General features: G+C 36.5%; 16 protein-coding genes. 6 read left to right on the top strand and 10 right to left on the bottom strand.

Annotation, left to right across the window (positions count from 1 at the left end; genetic code table 11):
- Positions 1-26: 26 nt before the first annotated feature.
- Entirely contained in the window at positions 27-614 is a 588-nt protein-coding gene (locus ACLLO5_RS01140; RefSeq protein ID WP_413173664.1) for a hypothetical protein, read from the bottom strand.
- 109 nt (positions 615-723) lie between these two features.
- The gene (locus tag ACLLO5_RS01135) at positions 724-1791 is read right to left on the bottom strand and encodes a Rieske 2Fe-2S domain-containing protein (RefSeq protein ID WP_413173663.1); all 1068 of its coding nucleotides are present in this window, start codon (positions 1789-1791) and stop codon (positions 724-726) included.
- A gap of 196 nt (positions 1792-1987) precedes the next feature.
- On the opposite strand from ACLLO5_RS01135, the gene ACLLO5_RS01130 reads away from it, so the two are divergent.
- Positions 1988-2467 (top strand): YbjN domain-containing protein, encoded by a 480-nt coding sequence (locus ACLLO5_RS01130; RefSeq protein ID WP_413173662.1) that lies wholly within the window; start codon positions 1988-1990, stop codon positions 2465-2467.
- 199 nt (positions 2468-2666) lie between these two features.
- Positions 2667-3344, top strand: a complete 678-nt coding sequence (locus ACLLO5_RS01125) for a biotin/lipoate A/B protein ligase family protein (RefSeq protein ID WP_413176209.1) — start codon at positions 2667-2669, stop codon at positions 3342-3344.
- Positions 3345-3702: 358 nt separating this feature from the next.
- On the opposite strand, the gene purH is transcribed toward ACLLO5_RS01125, so the two are convergent.
- The 3 genes from purH to ACLLO5_RS01110 form a co-directional block, all read right to left on the bottom strand.
- On the bottom strand, positions 3703-5238 hold the full coding sequence (gene purH / locus ACLLO5_RS01120) for a bifunctional phosphoribosylaminoimidazolecarboxamide formyltransferase/IMP cyclohydrolase (RefSeq protein WP_413173661.1): 1536 nt from the start codon (positions 5236-5238) through the stop codon (positions 3703-3705).
- Positions 5239-5447: 209 nt separating this feature from the next.
- A complete protein-coding gene (locus ACLLO5_RS01115) occupies positions 5448-5774 on the bottom strand; it encodes a DNA-binding protein (RefSeq protein ID WP_413173660.1) in 327 nt (108 codons plus the stop codon).
- A gap of 111 nt (positions 5775-5885) precedes the next feature.
- Positions 5886-6995: a Gfo/Idh/MocA family protein gene (locus ACLLO5_RS01110; RefSeq protein WP_413173659.1), complete on the bottom strand. Its 1110-nt coding sequence runs from the start codon at positions 6993-6995 to the stop codon at positions 5886-5888.
- A 158-nt stretch (positions 6996-7153) separates the two neighbouring features.
- On the opposite strand from ACLLO5_RS01110, the gene ACLLO5_RS01105 reads away from it, so the two are divergent.
- Positions 7154-7642: an AAA family ATPase gene (locus ACLLO5_RS01105; RefSeq protein ID WP_413173658.1), complete on the top strand. Its 489-nt coding sequence runs from the start codon at positions 7154-7156 to the stop codon at positions 7640-7642.
- Between the two features lie 6 nt (positions 7643-7648).
- On the opposite strand, the gene ACLLO5_RS01100 is transcribed toward ACLLO5_RS01105, so the two are convergent.
- Together ACLLO5_RS01100 and ACLLO5_RS01095 are read right to left on the bottom strand one after the other, a co-directional pair.
- The gene (locus ACLLO5_RS01100) at positions 7649-8797 is read right to left on the bottom strand and encodes a DUF1822 family protein (protein WP_413173657.1); all 1149 of its coding nucleotides are present in this window, start codon (positions 8795-8797) and stop codon (positions 7649-7651) included.
- A 44-nt stretch (positions 8798-8841) separates the two neighbouring features.
- Complete coding sequence (locus ACLLO5_RS01095) at positions 8842-10014, bottom strand: sigma-70 family RNA polymerase sigma factor (RefSeq protein WP_413173656.1); 1173 nt, start codon at positions 10012-10014, stop codon at positions 8842-8844.
- 84 nt (positions 10015-10098) lie between these two features.
- On the opposite strand from ACLLO5_RS01095, the gene ACLLO5_RS01090 reads away from it, so the two are divergent.
- Together ACLLO5_RS01090 and ACLLO5_RS01085 are read left to right on the top strand one after the other, a co-directional pair.
- Positions 10099-10893 (top strand): hypothetical protein, encoded by a 795-nt coding sequence (locus tag ACLLO5_RS01090; protein ID WP_413173655.1) that lies wholly within the window; start codon positions 10099-10101, stop codon positions 10891-10893.
- A 74-nt stretch (positions 10894-10967) separates the two neighbouring features.
- Entirely contained in the window at positions 10968-11444 is a 477-nt protein-coding gene (locus tag ACLLO5_RS01085) for a hypothetical protein (RefSeq protein WP_413173654.1), read from the top strand.
- A gap of 99 nt (positions 11445-11543) precedes the next feature.
- Here ACLLO5_RS01085 and ACLLO5_RS01080 read toward each other — a convergent pair whose 3' ends face one another.
- Positions 11544-11840 (bottom strand): hypothetical protein, encoded by a 297-nt coding sequence (locus ACLLO5_RS01080; protein ID WP_413173653.1) that lies wholly within the window; start codon positions 11838-11840, stop codon positions 11544-11546.
- Between the two features lie 161 nt (positions 11841-12001).
- Entirely contained in the window at positions 12002-12928 is a 927-nt protein-coding gene (locus ACLLO5_RS01075) for a polysaccharide deacetylase family protein (protein WP_413173652.1), read from the bottom strand.
- A 122-nt stretch (positions 12929-13050) separates the two neighbouring features.
- Here ACLLO5_RS01075 and ACLLO5_RS01070 point away from each other — a divergent pair, with 122 nt between their 5' ends.
- Positions 13051-18099 (top strand): eIF2A-related protein, encoded by a 5049-nt coding sequence (locus ACLLO5_RS01070; protein ID WP_413173651.1) that lies wholly within the window; start codon positions 13051-13053, stop codon positions 18097-18099.
- Positions 18100-18136: 37 nt separating this feature from the next.
- On the opposite strand, the gene ACLLO5_RS01065 is transcribed toward ACLLO5_RS01070, so the two are convergent.
- Positions 18137-18874 carry a choice-of-anchor E domain-containing protein gene (locus tag ACLLO5_RS01065; RefSeq protein ID WP_413173650.1) on the bottom strand — a complete coding sequence of 246 codons (738 nt, stop codon included), beginning with the start codon at positions 18872-18874 and terminating at the stop codon, positions 18137-18139.
- Positions 18875-18962 lie beyond the last annotated feature (88 nt).

Below are 18962 nucleotides of genomic sequence, written 5' to 3'. Positions count from 1 at the left end.
TCTGTGTGTCTTCAAATTGCAGAGTGTCAAAGTGATTTTGCTTTATTCTTGAGTTGATTCCAAGCGGAGATGACGGGCTGCAATTTATTTGGTAGGCTATTTTGAGAAATATCATTGTACTGAACCGTACCTTGTTGACTAGTTAGAGTGTAAGTAATGTAGTCAGCAGCACCAGTAGGTGCGGGATAACTGAGATTATTGAATTTAGCAATGTTATTTTGATTCAACAATTTTTTAAACTTTTTAACCTCTTGTAAAGAAACACGACGAACGCTGCGTTCAGAGTCATTCGCATCACCAATACGCACACGGCTTAAAATTCCATCATCGCGTAAAACTGTCTCATAAGTTGCTCCTGTAATTCCACCACTGGAAATTTCTCGGAATACCATACCTCTATCTAAAGGTGGTGGTAACTCGTTTGCAGGAATTGGTACAGGTTGGATTTTATTATTGTTGACATTTCGCTGCTGAACATTGATGGGATTTGCAGAAGCAGGATGGTTATTGATGATAGTTAAGCCGCCAATTGTAGATAAAATGGCAGTTAATATCAAGGAAGCTGCGATTTTCCTTTCATAGATATTGGTTTTTAGGGTAGAGAAGTTTTTCATATTCACCAAATCAGAAATATTTCAGTATTTTTAAATAAGACGCTGAAGTTTTCGAGATTGTTGCCGATTTAGTAAAATTTTTCAACTTACTCATGATCAAACATTAACTTTATTTCTCAACTTGAGTTTTCATTAGCTTCTGCACACTTACTAAAGCTCGATTTAATTCATAATTTCGGATTTCTGGGTTTTGTAAATAAGCTTGTTGTTCTTCTTCAATCATTTTTACATCTTGGATTACCAAACCATCAAGTAACTTTTGGGCTGCACCAAATAGGCTATTTTTGATAAATCGCCTAAACCATACAGGTAGTTTGTGCAGTCGCCAAAAGGCGTTGAGTGAGGTAAAATGAATTAAGTAGGCTTTGGTTTGTGTCTCATTTACAGGACACAACAAACAGTAAATTTTAAAATCATTTCCCAAGCTAGATACCCAATGGGGATAAACATAACTGACATCTAATGGTTCAGGATGCAAGCGACGCAAAGCTGGGAAAAATAATTGTGATATTGACCAAATCTTATCTATTTTATAATAACTTTGGGCTGTATAATGAGCATCAACACGAGTTTGATTTTCATCAATACTTTGCAATGATGCTTCTGCCCAAGCTTGTAAATCTTGATGTAAATGTCCGTGATACATATCCATCAAGTTTTCAATTAAATAGGAATAATGGGCTTGAGTGTTAATAACGGAAACTGTGGCAATATAATTTAAATGTTCCCATTCTGGTAAACCCATTGGTTCTACAGATGGTTTTATATCTGAGGGAAATAACCAAATAAAACCGTCTTGTTCTTTAACTGGATAATGGCGAATTGTACAAGTTGGTAATTTTTGATTGGCTGCTAAATAGGGAACTGCTGTACATTCACCTTCACTATTGAAGCGCCAACCGTGATAAGCACATTCTAATTGGTTGTTGATGACTTGCCCATGACTGAGTTTAACTTGACGATGGGGACAGCGGTCTTCTAGGGCGTGAACTTTTCCGCTATTATCTCTATAGAGTGCGATCGCTCGTGTCCAAATAGTTATACCAATAGGTTTATTTTTTACTTCTGTACTGCGTGCAACTACATACCAATGATTTGGGTTAATTCCCAATTTTCGGACACTATTTTGTAAAACTGGAGAAATAGACGTAGTAGATTCAGGTATTATTTGTTGCATAATCTGTTAAAATTTAAGTATATTTAAATATATAGTATAAAAATCATATTTGATTTTTGCGAAACTAAGTACCCTTTATTTTTCTTTCCTTTTCCCTGTCACCTATCACCTGTCACCTGTCACCTGTCACCTGTTCCCTACAAGCGATAAAGTAGTTGTAGAGAAAAGCAGTCACTATATTCAGGAATAAATCTGTATGACAAGCTACCAAGAAACTCTCACTCCCGATGAATTGATTGATGAAATTATTGCTGAAACATCAGTTCTTAACCATATAGAAGTCATTGAAAACGTTATTAGCACGCTAGAACAAGATAACAGCGCCATGGTTAACCACACACCAGGGGGTGCATATCTATGGAAATTTAAATATGGTAGTGTGGAAGTATATGTACAACTCACTGGTTCTACTGATGAAGATACTATCACTGTTTGGTCTGCGGTGTTGAAGTTACCTGCCAAAGATGAACCCAAATTAACACGCCATCTGTTAGAGTTGAATTGCACTAGTACATTTGAAGCTCGTTTTGGCATTATTGAAAATCAGGTTGTTGTTATTTCCACACGCACTTTAGCAGAGTTGTCACCAGGGGAAATTTCCCGCATAATTACCATTGTTGCTACCATTGCTGATGATAATGATGAAGCTTTGGTTGCTGAGTTTGGTGCAGCATAGGTATAGTAGGTGACAGGGAACAGGTGACAGGTGACAGGGTTGAAAGTGTGTTTGTGTCTAAATTTTATCGTCAATTAAAGTCTGAACTGTCTTGTCTGTTCTGATAAGTTTGGATTTTAGATTTTAGATTTGGGATTTTGAATTGGTAAAACAGGTTTGGCGACTAATTCCTTGTTTAGCGGCTGCTGGTAATGTCCAAATGGCAGTTGATAGATGGTTGCTAGAACAGCATGAGTCGGGAAAACATTCTCCCACTCTGCGGTTTTATACTTGGTCGCCACCCGCTATTTCTCTGGGTTATCATCAAAAAAAATACCCGGAATATTGGCAAAATTTAAGGACAAATTTAACTGGGCAAGGTGAAAAACTTGATTTGGTACGTCGTCCTAGTGGTGGGAGGGCAGTTTTACACCAAGGTGATTTAACTTATGCTGTAGTTACTTCTGGACTTGTGGGAAGTCGTATTCAGGTGTATGCAAAAATTTGTGAGTTTTTGATTCAAGGATGGCGATCGCTCGGTGTAGAGTTAAACTATGGTCAAGCTGGACGCGGTTATATCCACAATCCCAACTGTTTTGGAACTGCTACAGGTGCAGATTTAGTTTTAGCAAATGGTAGTAAATTAATTGGTAGCGCCCAACTGCGAAGAGGTGAGGCAATTCTACAACATGGTTCTATTCTCTTAGACCCAGATACGGATTTATTTAAACAGGTTTTTGGGAAAGATGCTTTTACTCCAGTCCAACTGCTTCAAAATTTCCATCAAGAAACAGTCATAGAGGCTTTAATTGTTGCAGCTTGTGATGTTTTTAATATGCAGATAGAAGTACAACCACTTTCAGAAACAGAGTGGAAAGAAATTCTCAACCACTGCTAATTAACCATAATAGAAAATCATTTATCAAATCAAAAAGCGCCTGGGAGTGTTGCCGTGTTTCCACCCCAAACGCTTTTTTTCAACAATGCTCCTCACACACAAATAGACTATATCACTGGTTCAATTAAATAGCAAGCGTTTTACTGTCAATTTGATATTAGTAAATTTAATATATTATTAGTAGCCACAATAAAAAACGCCTGGGAGTGTTGCCGTGTTTCCACCCCAAGCGTTTTTTATATTTAACATTGCTCCTCACACAAGACAACCATATCACTCAAATTAGAAAATGGCAAGTATATTGGATGACAATTTTACAATTTGATGAGTTGATATCATATCTGTCCCATATTCAGATTTAGTGTAAGAAGTGCCGAACACCAGTTACAACCATTAATAAACCCAGTTCATTAGCGGCTTTGATAGAATCTTTATCCCGCAGACTTCCCCCTGGTTGGACAATAGCGGTAATTCCCGCTGCGGCTGCGGTTCTGACAGTATCATCAAAGGGGAAAAAGCCATCACTAGCTAAAACTGCACCCTTCGCTTTTTCTCCAGCTTGTTCTACGGCTATTTTTGTCGAACCGACGCGGTTCATTTGTCCAGCACCTACACCCAAAGTTGTCCGGTCTTTGCTGATGACGATAGCATTAGATTTAACGTGCTTACAAACTTTCCAAGCAAACAACAACTCGGCTAACTCAGCGGGAGTCGGTTGACGTTCAGTAACAACTTGCCATTTACTGGTGTCAGCAATGATATCATCGGCAGTCTGGACTAAGAAACCGCCTGCGATCGCTCTCACAGTTTCTTTCGGACCAGTCAACAAATCTGGTAAAATCAAAACTCGGACATTACCTTTCTTAGTCAGAATTTCCTTGGCTTCTTCATCACAACCAGGTGCAACCACGCATTCTAAAAAGGTCTTCGTTAATTCCGTCGCTGTTGCTGCATCAATGACACGGTTTAAAGCCACAATCCCACCAAAAGCCGAGGTAGAATCAGCATTGAAAGCTTTTTGATAAGCATCAAAAATTGTTTCCGCTTCCGCAGTTCCACAGGGATTGGTATGTTTAATAATTGTCGCAGCGGGAGTTTCGGTAAATTCAGCAATAATCCGGCGTGCAGCTTCCAAATCTACCAAATTATTATAGCTGAGTTCCTTACCTTGCAGTTTCGTAGCCGCTGCCCAACCAGTAGGTTTAGTTCCCGTTTGATACCAAGCAGCAGGTTGATGAGGGTTTTCACCATAACGCAGAGATTGAATTTGTGTCCCGGAAACAGTGTATGTTTCTGGTAAACCTTCAGTTTCTACACCACCCAAATAAGCAGCAATAGCGTTATCATAACTTGCCGTGTGCAGAAATCCCTTCAAGGCGCACTTTTGGCGAAACTCCAAAGAAGCCGACCCATTTTGGCGTAATTCTTGCAAATACTCATCATATTGAGCAGGATTGCATAATACAGTCAAATGGGCAAAGTTTTTGGATGAAGCCCTTAACATCGCAGGACCACCAATATCAATTTGTTCCACAGCGTCAGCTAAAGTGACACCGGGTTTAGCAATGGTTTCCTCAAAAGGATAAAGATTCACCACCACTAAATCAATTGGACGAATTTGGTTATCTTCCAAATCTTTGATATCTGACTCCACATCCCGCCGTGCTAAAATACCGCCATGAATACGAGGATGGAGAGTTTTCACCCGACCACCCAAAATTTCTGGTGAACCCGTATAATCAGAAACCTTTGTGACTGGAATTCCCGCATCCTTCAGGGTTTTGGCCGTTCCCCCACTGCTGATAATATCAAAGCCAAATTCTTCCACTAAGCTGCGGGCTAGGTCAATTATACCAGTTTTGTTAGATACACTCAGCAATGCCAGACGCGCCATAATTCCCCAGTTTCCTTTGACTACAAAATTCTAAATAGATGATTATTCTACCTAATGGTTGGCAGGATTGAGAAAAAGGGTGTGGAGTGTGGGGTGTACGGTGTGGGGAAAGAGCTTTATATTGGAGGCATCAAATGGGTTATTAGCAAGCCATTCCTCTAGTTGTATTTTAGATTTTCTTGATTTTCTTGAATTTTCTGTACAAATTTTTAATGGGGAATAACCGTCGTCTGAACATTAATATCAACATTCAGCTTTTTTCTCAAAACATTAAAAATCGCTGTCAGATTATCCATTGTTGGATTACCTTTTGCAGATAACATCCGATGTAAACTCTTGCTAGGTTTAGAAGTTTCAATCGCCAACTGTTCAAAACCTACCGTTGCATTAACAATATCTCTCAAAATCAGTCTTGCTGTTTCAGGTTCACCATTGAGGAAAAGAGAAATTGCTTCATCAAGTAAAGCTATTACAAACTCAGGATCTCGTTGAATTCGTGCATTAACAGTTTCTTTAAAGTCTCTAGTGAGTGCCATAATAACTACCTCTATAATAGACATAATCAAATATAGTAACTTATAGGTTACTGTTTGTCAAACAATATGATTACATCAGCTACTAAGTCATCTCTTTCATCACCTCAATTGTCAATATGGCGTAGTATTTGCTAAAAATGAATCTAAACTTGGTACATCTACCCAGGTTCTTAACTCATTAGATTTATGAGATAAATCCATTAATAATTGAGAATATACACCCTCATACAAAGATGGTGTGGTTTCCTGCTTGGTTTCAATTCCTTTTACCCATTGGTCTACGACACGCAGAAAGGCACAAATCCGACCATCATTATAATGTTGGGGAAAGAGTAAATGTTGAGGAATTTCTATTTCTTGTAAAGGTTGACCTGGTTGTGAACCCCAAACCCGGAAACCGTGAATATAATCTTTTTGGTTATAGCTTCCTAATATTAATGTGCCTTTATCTCCATACACTTCTAGCCAATGTGGTCTATCTGCATGAACCACTGCGCTAATAGAAACTTGGCAAGGTGTACCATTAGCTAATTCCAAAGATAATAGACAATTATCATCTGTATCTACTGATTTTAATTCTCCTGTTTCTGGGTTAATTCTTGCGGGAATAGCTGTAGTTAAATAGGCGTTTAATCTGCTAACTGAACCGAATAACCAGTTAATATAATCAAAAGCATGAGAACCTAAAGAACCTAATGCACCACCTCCTTGTTCTTGGCTGGAATACCAATTCCAAGGACGGGATGTATCTGCACGGGAAGAACCTAACCAATCAATTTTGATTAAGCGCAAATTGCCTACATAGTTTGAAGAGAGAAGCTGAGAAAAAAATTGCCATGCGGGAACAAAGCGAAATTCAAAGTCTACAGATGCAATTACACCTTGATTTTTGGCTAAATGATATAGTTCTTTGGCTTCGTTTGCATTTAAGGTGATGGGTTTTTCTAATAAAATATTTTTACCAGCTTGCATGACTTGTTTTGCCATTTCATAGTGTAAAAATGGCGGTGTGGAAATGCTAACTGCTTGTACTTCTGGTAAAGCGAGAATTTCTGTTAGGTTATCACTAGCGTGGGGGATATGATGAGTTGCGGCTATGGCTTTAGCTTTCTGGATATCTCGATGATAAATAGCAACTATCTCGGTTTTGTGATGGGCTTGAAATGCGGGAATATGTACTTTTTGACCAAATCCAGTACCGACAACTGCAACACCAATCATAGTTTGTTAAAAATTGAAGGTTTAAAACGGTAATTTGCTGAATAGAATAATTATACATTATTTTAGTAAGAATATTTTATTCGTCAAGCTGAATATTGTATATTGCAGTTATAATATAAGTACACAAATAAATAATTTAATTTTATAGAAGATATATTATGATGGCAAAGTTGCGGCTAGAAAGATTTAAAAATTTTAAAGATGCAGAACTTAATCTGGGAAACTTAACTTTAATAGTGGGTACTAATGCTTCTGGTAAAAGTAATATCCGGGATGCTTTTCGTTTTTTACATGGGATTGCTAGAGGATATAAGTTAGCTGAAATTTTTGGTGAGAAATGGGTTGAAGGTGGCGTTTTACAATGGCGTGGTATTCGCGGAGGCACAAGAGAAGTTACTTTCATGGGTGAAGAAACTTTTGCGTTAGAAGTTGAGTTCAATTTATTGAATAATTCTGTTCAAAGAATAGTAGATTATGGAATAGAAGTTAATTCTGGGCATGATGTTAAAGTACCTGAATTCAAAAAGCAAAAATTTCTTATATTGGGAGAACCTCCTATAAGAGGAATTACTTTTTCTACTCGTCGTTCTCTACTACACCAAAATGCAGAACTAGAATTACCCAACTCTGAAGAATCATTTATTTGATCATAATTAAAACCTGAGAATTTCACGATCATAATTTTCCGGTAGGGGTTCGATTTCCCAAACTATCCCTTCTCCTGGTTCTAATGCCACATCTATATATAATGATTCTACCGCAGTTGTGGCTACGGCTTCGTTGTCTGGAAAGTTTTGTAAATCTTCGGTGAGAAGTCGGAGTTTAAAACCAGCGGGAATGGTTAAACCAACTGTGAGATGACGCAGTTCAAAGCGCCATGTATCTTCTGGTTGGGATGTTAATAGTAATTCATATAATTGTCCCGCTATTTGTAATTGACGAGAAAGTGTTTGTTGTGGTTGGGTTGCTGTTGTACTCCTAGCACCAGCAGTAGCGTTTTGTAAGTTTAATTTTTCCCAACCAAAATTCTCAGCTATTTGGGAAACACCATGTTGTAACCATTGTAAAACTGACCATTGTTCTGGTATTCCTAACCTTTTTTGATATAAGTTTTGTCTCCACCCACTATGTTCAATTAATGCACCCCATAAAGTAAATGGAATGTTTTGACGGGGGTTAATAATTTCAGGACTTGCTAATCTTGTGATGAGGTTTTGTGCTTGGGTTTGTGGTAAAGGTGGTAAGGGGTTAATAAGCTGGCGGGTGGTTTCTGTGGGACACAGTTGTAATGTTAAAGTGAGGATGTTAATATCTGGGTTGATGTCATTTGCATCTAGAGAATAAGTGCGGTCGCTTGCGTCATAGCTACCTTTTATTTTCAGATGTTCATGAGTACAATAACCCCAAATCTTTACAAAACTATCTTCTGGTTCTATTTGTATTGCTAAATAATAGTCTCCTACCCAATTTGGTATATCCACCCATTCTTGGGGTACTCGCAATTCACTTAAATCAATGGTGTCTTGAGGAACTAACATGACTTTTTTGGAGTCTATGATGACAGCAGTTCCATTTACTAATTCCCAAAAACTTGGTAATGTATTTGTAGATAGCCATACTTTGGCTTGTGGTGTTACATCTTCTTGTATCCATTGCAAAACTGTGTTTAGGCAAAGTTCATTAACATAAGCTTGATAGCGAGAATAGGAGTTAGAAAAAGATTGACTATGAAGACGGGCTTGTTGCTGGGTGGTGTCGGAAATTTCTAAAATTAAGTCTGTTGGGTTGGCAAAGGTTAGCATAATAGGTGACAGGTGACAGGTGACAGAAAGTAAAGGATAAATAATTACGAATTACAATAATAAGTCTGTAGCCATTCTTCCATTACTACACTCATGTTTTTGAGTAGGTCTGAGGTGATGGAAATATGCAGGGTATCTCGACTCCAGTTAGCTAAGGATTTTAATAAATTTTCTTGGGCTTTTTTGAGTCTGCGGGATACGGTATATTGTTGCATTTCTAGTTGTTTGGCAATTTTGTCTTGGGTTAATCCTTGACGGTAATATAATTGCAAAATTTGTTGTAATTGTGGTTCTATTTGGGATATTGCTGTAGTTAAAACCTGATTTATGGCATTTTGCTGGTGGTTTCTTGTTTGTTCTTCTTCTTGGGCGATAATTTCGTTAACTAATGATTCTTGCTGTAAGTCGGGAAGATTATCTAACCATTCCAAAGAATTATCTCCAGCTTGGGGGGTGTTGAGAGAATTGAGGGTAGGATAAAGATATTTGCGGATAGCTTTTGCGGTATTTAACAGCCATTTTTCGATAGTTTGGGGATTTACTGACTGACTGCTTTGAGAATTATAACTTTTTGCGATCGCATTCCATGTTTCTTTATCTGGGGGAGGGAGTTGACGAGATGTACCTGTGGGTGTGGGAACATAGAAGGTTTTGAAGCATTCCCAAGCAAGTGCATAAGCACTCATATCACTGGGAGATAAGCCAGCGGTTTCTAAAGACTCCAGCAGTCGTTTTTTCGTGATTTTCCGCAATAAACCCCAATCTGTGCAGATATCAATTTCGTGACGTTGACGCAGAGTTTCCCGAATAGAATTACTAAATATGGTCGTGGCGTAATTTTTCAGATTACTGTGATTTGGGTTAAAAGCTTTGAGAATTTTCTCAACTTGAGAAATAGCGATTTGGAAGCAGTCGGAGAGTTGATACTGCGTACTAGCGAAACTAGCAACGGTTTTTTGCGATACCCAATAACAGCTTTCCTGTAAGTAAGCGGTGAGATGTTCCCTCGCTAAAGACTGGGTTTCTGTAACTTGCCAGAATTTATACCAATACAACGACCAAAAATATTCAGACTCAGAAGTTGCTTGAGGTGTGCGGTTGAGACAAGTTTGCATACTACGCCGTAGTTTAGATTCTATCGCCCAATTACCGAAGCGATCGCCCGCAAACTGTACAAAAGTTGAAAAAATTTCAATGATGTTTTTTCGAGGCTGCATAAAAAATAATTTGTCTACCTATATAACCAGTGAAGGCGTTGATAAAGCTTTCATCAACCAACTTTACTACAAGGAAAGATAAGTATGTTTCGCCAAACCATGAAATCTTTAGTAATTGGTACTATAACCGCCCTAACTGCTACAACTAATACCTTAGCCCAAGTACCAACATTGCACAAGTTTCCAATAGTTCAAAAATCCAATTTTACCTGTGCGCCTCATCTTCGTACCTACATTGTCAAACCATTAGATAACCGTCAAGGCTTTGGTATTCGCTGTGTTAAATTGAGTGAAGGAAAACCAGGAACTACCATTCCTAGACTAGCATGGTATGGTGAAGGTAATTGGGGCGGTGCAAAATATCGCCATCTCGGACAAGCAATTTATAGAGGTTCTAACCTGATTGGTTTTGCTTCCGATATTCATGGAAATGGCGAAGACATTAACAATAATTTTCCCGGAAATATCCAAATTAAAATCTTAAATTCATCAACCATTCATGTTACTGGTGCATGGAATGAAGAATGGCAATTAGTCCAATCTACCAATTACAAACCTTTACCCAGACCAACAACTTGCGGTGACTATTTAGATGAATATAAAGTTTCTGACCTAAACGGAAATCGTCAAGGAGAAGGGTTGCGTTGTGTTCTTCGTATCGGACCAAAAAACACAACTTGGTTTGGTAATGGTAACTGGGGAGGAACAACTTATTCCCACATTGGAACTCGTTCTTCAAATGGTTACGGTGCAGGTGATATTTGTGCTGCTGGTTTTGGTCCAATTTGCAACACTTTTGGTTATGGTTCTTTGAACTTAACTCCTGTAACTGGTGGGTTTGATGTTACAGGTGCATGGAGTGAAAAATGGAGGCAATAAATAAGAATCCAGATCAGAATCCAGAAAGATTTTAATTTACTAATTCACAACATCAAAAAAAGAGAGTAAATCAAATGTTGAAACAGTCTTTAACTCTTGCTATTTCCAGTTTAGCTTTAGCTACAACCTTAGTTAGTCCTGCTATAGCTGCACCTGCTGATTTTATTGGTACTTGGGTAAACAAAGATAGCAATACTCGCGGTGTTACTCGCTTAGTAATTACCTCTACTGGTGACAAACTAAATATTCAAGTATTTGGTCAATGTCATCCACAAGATTGTGATTGGGGAACTGTCCCATTAGTAACTTACGGTGTGAATGTCCAAGACACTAATCATAGTTATGCTTCCGCAAATTATAATCAGAATTTTGCTAATAGATTATTAACTTTTGGTCATGCGGGCAAAGAAATTATGTTGCAAGGTTATACCCAGTTTTTAGATAATAGCAATCGCCAAAACTTTTACTCCCGTGAATACTTTCAAAAGCAACCTCAAGTGAAATTTCCTCCCAATATTCGCACAATACCCCCTAATTTCCGGGATAGATAGTGATAAGAGGATATCTCAAAAGTCTCAAATTAAAGTATCAATTGGTAGTGCGGGCATCTTGCCCGCTATAATTCTCAAAGTTAAATATCTAACAGCTTATCAAGGTACAAGTCTATATTCTTCAACATCACCCTTAAACACAAACCAAGTTTGAAGAGATTCACCTCCTTCTTGAGGTTTTAACTTATCCTTAAAGGTAACTTTCCAATGATCTCCACCATAATAATTAGCACTTTTTGGATCACTAGAACCTCTATCAACAGTTGTGGCAAAATAAGTCTGACCTGAACGTGCTATATATGTAGGATCAGTTTTTTTCAATTCACTAAATTGTTTTGTGCTTTGCTTAAAAACTGTAGTGCCAACATCATCCTTGATTCTTAAAATACTTGGCATTGATACTTCTCCTGCAACTGTAAATTAAAGCTGGTATATTTTGATTAGCTTATTTTAGTAAACAAGCCATAATAACATAACATAACATAACAAAATATAATCAAAAATAACTACTTTTAAGAAAGAATTAAGATTATATCCACGTTTGATTTCTAAATTGCTTACTTACAAATTCCTTTTTTAAAACTTTCTTGAGTATCGGTTGGAAAATCTTGAATCATTGCTATTAATTCCTGACTAGATTTAGTTGAATTAACCATTAATCTGGGAATTTTATAATTATCTTTTAAACAGGTGTAATTGAGTAATTTATCATTATATAAATAACCAGATAAATAATATTTAGCAACATACTTAGCAACCGTTTTATTAGCAGCACCATAGGGATAAGCTAAATGAGAAGCTACTTTCTGTTCTGGATCTAAATCATCTAAACATTTCCGCAATTTAATTCTAGCTAGTAACAGTTCACTAACTATCTGTTGTTCAGATATCTCTGTTAAATTTTTATGCTTATCACCATGAGATTGAATATCAAAAAATCCCTTTTTCCAACCATCCCGTAATTCTTGACATCTCAAATGAGTTGCAGGTATCCCATCATCATTAGCCAATGTCCCAGGACTAATAAATAAAACTACTTTAATTTTCTTACCATATTTATTTTCTAACTTAGAGAGAATCGGCAATAAATTTGTGTATACTGTTTTATAACCATCATCAAATGTCAACATAATAGTTTGTTTATTCCGATAAGCATAAGGGATTTCCTTGGATTTAGTCAGAAAATAATCATACAAATCTTGAGTAGTTAAAAACCAATAATCATGTTTAATAAAATACTCCAATAATTTTTCCATCTCCTGTTTTGTATAGTCCATGTCCAACTGTGAAGATTGACGAAATTTACTTTTAGTATTAACTCTCTTAGCATCAACAATGCCATGAAAACCCAAAATCGGGATTGTTGGTGGATTGTATCCTAAATTTAGAAAAGGAAACATCATTACCAGTAAGAAAAATACACTGATAGGGAAACTTTTACTTCTTGAAGAATTAGTAACTTGATCATTATTATCTTCTGTCATTTTTAAAATTCTCCTTTTTTGTAAAACTTGGTTATCAGCATGAATGCAAAATATTATTATATAATATGTATATATTTACAGCTTAAAATCCAAAATCTACAATCTAAAATCTAAAATTAATTATGTGTCCACGCGGTGTTGCTACTAGTCAATCAAATCAAATTCAAAAAACAACTACCGCCAAACTTTGGTTACTACTGGTGGGAGTGAATCAATATGCAGATCAACAACTTCCCTCGTTACGTTATGCAGCAGTTGATTGTCAAGGATTAGCGGCAGCTTTAACAAGTGCAACACAACAGCAATTTCCTGAACAAGAAGTAATAATTTATCATGATTTTACTCAAGATTTGCCACTTTTAGCAACTGTGCGTACTAGCTTAGAAAATATCACTACTTCTGCTAAACCGCTAGATACAATTCTGTTGTATTTTTCTGGTCATGGCATTTTAGAACCTCAATCTCAGCAAGCTTTTTTATGTCTAGCTGATACTCAAAAAAATGATATAAAAAATACGGCTTTACCTGTAAAAGAATTCTTACAATTATTAAGTAATAGTCAGGCACAAAATCAATTAGTTTGGTTGGATGCTTGTCATAGTGGCGGAATGACATTGAGAGGAGTAAATCCTACAGCCCAATTAGTAGAAGTATTACAACAAAGTGCAGCTAAAAGTAAAGGTTTTTATGCCTTACTTTCCTGTGATACAGACCAACTATCTTGGGAATTTACCGAACTAGGACATGGAGTATTTACTTATTATTTAATGTTAGCATTAAATGGTAATGTCGCAGATACACAAGGGCTAATTTCTGCTGATGCAATTTATCGCTATGTTTATTATCAAACTCTACAATATATAGATAAAACCAATCAACAATTACGCCTAATTAATCAGCAAAAAAGAGGAAAAGGAGAAACTCAACTTTTTAATGAATACCCACTCCAAACACCAAAAAGAATTGTAGAAGGTGTGGGAGAAGTAATTATTGGTAAAATTCCTATTATTCCAGAATCTCATCCTCCTAGAACAGCGTTAGTAATTGAAGGAATTAGTAACTCCTCTCAGGCTTTGGATTTTAGTAAAGTTTTGGGAAGTGCTGGGGCTTTTGATTTACAGTATTTACAACCTTCAGAAACTACAACTTCTCAAGATATGAGGAGAATAATTCAAGATTTTTTTCAATTAAATATTCATGCAAATAATCAAAAACAGCGCACAGCTTTATTATATTTACGAGGAAGATTAGTAGAAACTCCCACAGGTGAAGCGGCCTTAGTTTTATTAGCAGAAATATGGCTGAGTCGTTCTTGGTTGCGTCAACAGTTACGCCATTCTCAAGTTACGCAACAAATTATTATTTTAGATTGTCCAGGAACTACTATTTCTTCTCTGCAAGAATGGGTTGAAGACTTGCAATTAGACCTTGAAAAAGGACAATGTATTATTGCAGCTAACTCTCCTCAAAATAATTCTGAACTTTTTTCCCAAGCACTCATTAATACTTTAAAAACGGCATCTCAACCCGCTGGTTTATCGGTTGCTGGTTGGATTACCCAATTACAAGTATATCTGGCTGGGGCTGTAAATTTGCAAATTTGGTTATCAGGTACACAGGGTGTAATAGAAATTATTCCTGGAATTTCTGGTATACGCACTCACAAACCAGGATTAGATTTAAAAATTTGCCCTTACCGGGGTTTACGGGCTTTTGGTGAAGAAGATACACAATTTTTTTATGGTCGAGAATCTTTAACTCAACAATTAATTAATGAGTTAGGAAATCAATCATTTTTAGCTGTAGTTGGTGCTTCTGGTAGTGGGAAATCTTCTGTAGTTAATGCGGGATTAATTGCTAAATTACGCTTGGGAAAACAACTTCCAGGAAGTGATGCTTGGTTAATAAAAAGTTTACGTCCGGGCGCACGTCCTTTAGAAGTATTATCCCAAAAACTTGCCAATGTGGGGAATAGGGAAGACGCAAGTTCTAGTTCTCCTCACCTTTTATTAGAGGGGATATTATATCAAGGTGTAGAAGGTTTTGTTTATTGGTTACGCAATAGACTTGAACCTGTAATAGTTTTAGTAATTGACCAATTTGAAGAATTATTTACTATCGCACCAATTGAAGATAGGAACAGATTTTTAGAATTAATTTTGGGGGCGTTAGAATATGCACCAGATAGATTTAAATTGGTCATTACTTTACGGGCTGATTTTATTTCTCCTTGTTTAGAGTTTCCAAAATTAGCTCATTTATTACAAAAGTCCAGCGTTTTAGTTCCACCTAAATTGAGTGATGATGATTATCGTCGGGTGATTATTAACCCAGCCGAACAAGTGGGTTTGAAAATAGAATCGGGATTAGTAGAAATTCTTTTACAGGAGTTAAACCACTCGGCAGGAGATTTACCACTTTTAGAATTTGTTCTAGAACAATTGTGGGAATTTCGCCAAAATGGTGAGTTAACTTTAATAGCTTATCAGCAACAAATAGAGGGAATTAAAGGTGCTTTGGAGAGAAAAGCACAAGCAGTTTATGAAAGTTTAGATAAGTCAGCACAAGAATGTACTCGGTGGATTTTTTTGTCGTTAACGCAGCTAGGAGAAGGAACGGAAGATACTAGACGCAGGGTTTTTAAGTCTGAATTGGTAGTAAAAAAATATCCTCAAGCTTTGGTGGAAAAAACTCTGCAAGTTTTAATTGCAGCGAAATTAATCGTGGTGAATGTGGAGGAGGAGATAGGAAATGGAAAAGGTGAAGAAATACAACCACTCTCCCCAATTGGTTTAGTGACAATAGAGGTAGCACATGAAATTTTGATTCGTCATTGGTCAACTTTACGCTGGTGGCTGGAGGAAAATCGTAGTAGACTGCGATCGCAACGTCAAATTGAACAAGCTGCTAGTTTATGGAAACATCACCAAGAACAGGCTGATTTTTTGTTACAAGGTATCCGTTTAGCAGAAGCTGAAGAAATTTATGTGCAGTACACAGATGAATTATCTCCGGATGTGCAGAATTTCATTGCAGCTTGTTTAGATGCAAAAAAGCAACAACAACTTGAACAGAAAAAGCGCCTCAGACAAGCACAAACGGCGGTTGCTGTAATTAGTATTCTGGGCATTTCTGCCAGCATTTTGGGCGGTTTTGCCTATTTCCAAAAACAAGCAGCACAGTTGCGAGAAATTGCTGCTTTAAATTCTTCATCATCAGCATTTTTATTATCTAATCAACAGTTAGAATCTGTAATTGCTAGTGTGAAAGCTGGACGAGAACTTAAACAAGTTTTCGCACCAAATAAAGATATTCAAATTGCAACTGTAGCCAGTTTACAACAAGCGATTACTCAAACTCAAGAAGTTAATCGTTTGCAAGGTCATAATCAACAAGTCAATGCAGTTAAATTTAGTCCCAATGGTAAATTTTTAGCTTCTGCAAGTGATGACCAAACAGTAAAACTTTGGACTCCTGAAGGCAAGCTAATTACAACTATTACAGGATTTGACAACAGAATTACAGCCATTGATTTTAGTCCTAATAGTAAATTGCTGGCTATTAGTGCAGGTAAGCATATCAAAACCTACACGCTGGATAATAATTTTAACTATAAAATAATTACTAATTTAGTTGGACATAGTGATAATGTTACCGATATTAGTTTTAGTCATGATGGTCAATTAATTGCTTCTGGTAGTTTGGATAAAACCATCAAATTATGGCGCGTTGATGGTACTTTAATTAAAACCTGGAATGGTCATAATGGTTGGGTAAATACCGTTAGCTTTAGTCCTGATGATCAGATTATTGCTTCTGGTGGTGAAGATAATTTAGTCAAACTTTGGCAGTCTAAAGATGGCAAATTAATTAAAAGATTACCAGGACATCAATCACGTATTACTAAAATTAAATTTAGCTTAGATGGTAAATTGATAGCGTCTGCTAGTGGTGATAAAACTATTAAATTATGGAATTTTGAAGGTAAATTATTACAAACATTAACAGGTCATGGTGAACAAATAAACAGTATTAGTTTTAGCCCTGATGATAAAATTATTGCTTCAGCATCTGCTGATAATTCCATCAAACTTTGGCGATTAGATGGTAGTTTATTAGCAACATTTAAAGGTCATGGTGAACAGGGTAGAGATGTGAATTTTAGCCCAGATGGTAAATTAATAGCTTCTGCAAGTGCTGATAAAACTATTAAATTATGGCAAATTAATATTAATCAACCGCAATTAGAAGATATTAATAGTGTGAGTTTTAGTAAATCTCAAATATTTGCTGCTGGTTGGGATGGAAAAATTAGCATTTGGAATCAAGGTAAAATTCATCAATTTCTTGCACACAAAAATATTATTAATGCTGTAAATATTAGTCCTGATGGTAAAATATTGGCTACAGCTAGTGCTGATAAAAGTATTAAACTTTGGAATTCTCAAAATTATCAGTTAATTAAAACAATTACCGGACATCAAGACCAAGTGACAAGTATTAGTTTTAGTCCCAATAATCAAATGCTTGTTTCTGGTAGTGCTGATAAAATAATTAAACTTTGGCGTTTAGCTGATGGTAAATTAATAAAAATATTCACAGGACATACAGATGAAGTATCAAGTGTTGATTTTAGTCCTGACAATCAAATCATAGCTTCTGGGAGTTTTGATCATACTGTTAAAGTTTGGCGAATAAATGGCGATTTGATCCGAACTTTGACAGGACAAGGTTTAGCTATTTCATCCGTAAAATTTAGTCCAGACGGTAAAATTCTCGCTTCCGCTAGTTGGGATAATTCTATCAAACTTTGGAATGTGAAAACAGGAGAACTAATTCATACTCTCACACGACATACTGATGGGGTAACTAGTCTCAGTTTCACTACTGACGGACAAATTTTAGCTTCTGGAAGTGCTGACAATACTATCAAATTATGGAATGTGGAAACGGGTACATTAATCAAAACTTTATTAGGATATCCTCAGCAAATTAACAGCGTTAGTTTCAGTTCTGACAGCAAAATTTTGGTGAGTGGTGGCAAAAATGCTGGGGTGATGCTGTGGAATTTAGATTTAGATAATTTGATGCAAACAGGATGTACTAAAATATCAAACTATCTTCAAAATAACCCGAATGTGAGTAAGAATGATAAAATTATTTGCAATTAAAAACTTGCCCCTGTGAGCTTTCCCCCTCATTAGCAAGTTATTTATTTACTATGAATTTTCTAGTTTTTCTTGCTAGACCTAACGTTAGTAAGAAACCTGCTACTGGAAATGTTGGTCCACCTGGTATATCGAAAGGAACTGCTTGCGTTGAATTGATGGGGTCGTAGTTGTATGTAACTTGTACTATTCCTTGAGTAGATGGACTTATCATACCGATTACATTACCACGCGCTCTCATGGATGATATACCGATGGATGATACCAAAAAGCTTACATTTCCAGAGCCAATAAATGCTTGTAAGTTGTTATTTAAAGTTTGTGTGTTAGATAATGTAGCAGTTAAACCTGTCATGCTTCTTCCAGAAGCACCAGCAAAATCAATTAGTCCATCGTAACTAGCGACTTGATAAGTATAGATTTGACCAAGACCAGACGAAACAAGAATTTGATTGTCTAACTTTAGTTCAGTCTGGATGTACAGATCTACAATTACGGTTGTTGCTTGAAAACTAAGGTTTTCTAAACTAACATCGCTAATCATATTAGCGGTGAAAATTAAATCAACGCTATTGAGCGTACCGAGAGAATTGTCAAATTGTTGAATATCTAAAGGTGTATCAGCAAAATCTAAAGATTGGAAACTCGTACTATTGGTATAAGTTAATCCTAATGCTTTGGTTGGAGATACACTTGCAAGAATAGCAGCACAGCCTACAAGAAATTGTAATGCATGAGAAGCAGTAGATAAATTGTTCATTGTAATTGCCTTAAACATTGGTTTTTTGCTCAATCACTCCATATTATCAGTGTGAGTTAGGGTTTGCTTATATTTAATTCCGGTTGGTGAGTGATAATTCTTGTAT

Origin of the sequence: Anabaena azotica SJ-1 (assembly GCF_047275885.1) — a bacterium.
Lineage (GTDB): Bacteria > Cyanobacteriota > Cyanobacteriia > Cyanobacteriales > Nostocaceae > Trichormus_B > Trichormus_B azotica_A.
Note: the sequence above shows the minus strand (reverse complement) of the source record. Positions and strands in the feature narration are given on the sequence as shown.